The sequence below is a fragment of the Microbacterium sp. genome (assembly GCF_041909575.1).
Taxonomy (GTDB): domain Bacteria; phylum Actinomycetota; class Actinomycetes; order Actinomycetales; family Microbacteriaceae; genus Microbacterium.
Genome location: NZ_JAYRDE010000125.1, coordinates 1 through 819, shown reverse-complemented (window position 1 = coordinate 819; position 819 = coordinate 1). Strand labels below are relative to the sequence as shown.

The 819-nt window shown below is 72.9% G+C and carries 1 protein-coding gene; it reads left to right on the top strand.

Annotated features, from left to right (window positions below):
• Positions 1-819: fumarylacetoacetate hydrolase family protein (locus ACE3O1_RS13635; RefSeq protein WP_374315943.1), on the top strand; the 819-nt coding region annotated here is incomplete at both ends.

Genomic DNA, 819 nt, shown 5'->3' with positions numbered 1-819 from the left:
TCGCCGTCCGGGCGGACGGCGTCGTCGACCTGAGTGCCCGCTCCCCGACCATGCGGGCGCTGACCGAGCACGCCGACCCGGCCGGAGCCGTCGCGGCCGCGACCGGCCCGGTGCTCGGCTCGCTGGAGGACCTGCTCGCCAACAGCGACCCCGACGTGCGCGATTCCGCCCGCCCATGGCTGCTGTCGCCGATCGATCTGCACGTCGTCAAGGCCGCGGGGGTGACCTTCCCGGTGTCGATGCTCGAGAGGATCATCGAGGAGCGCGCCCGCGGCGAGAAGGATGCCGCGCGCGACATCCGCAGCCAGATCACCGCCGCCCTCGGCGGCGAGCTCGACACGCTCGTGCCCGGATCGCCCGAGGCGATGCGGCTGAAGGCGGCCCTCATCGAGCGGGGGCTGTGGAGCCAGTACCTCGAAGTGGGCATCGGACCCGACGCCGAGGTGTTCACGAAGGCCCCCGTGCTCGCGACGGTCGGCACCGGCGTCGACGTCGGAGTGCATCCGGGGTCGGAGTGGAACAACCCCGAGCCGGAGCTCGTGCTCGTGGTGTCATCGCGCGGCGAGGTCGTCGGCGCCACGCTCGGCAACGACGTCAACCTCCGCGACGTGGAGGGCCGCTCGGCACTCCTCCTGGGCAAGGCCAAGGACAACAACGCCTCGGCGGCCGTCGGCCCGTTCCTGCGCCTGTTCGACGCGACGTACGGCATCGACGACGTGCGCAAAGCCGTCGTCACGCTCACGGTGGACGGCGCCGACGGCTTCGCGCTCGCCGCGGCGAGCCCGCTCTCGGCGATCTCGCGCGACCCCCTCGACCTGG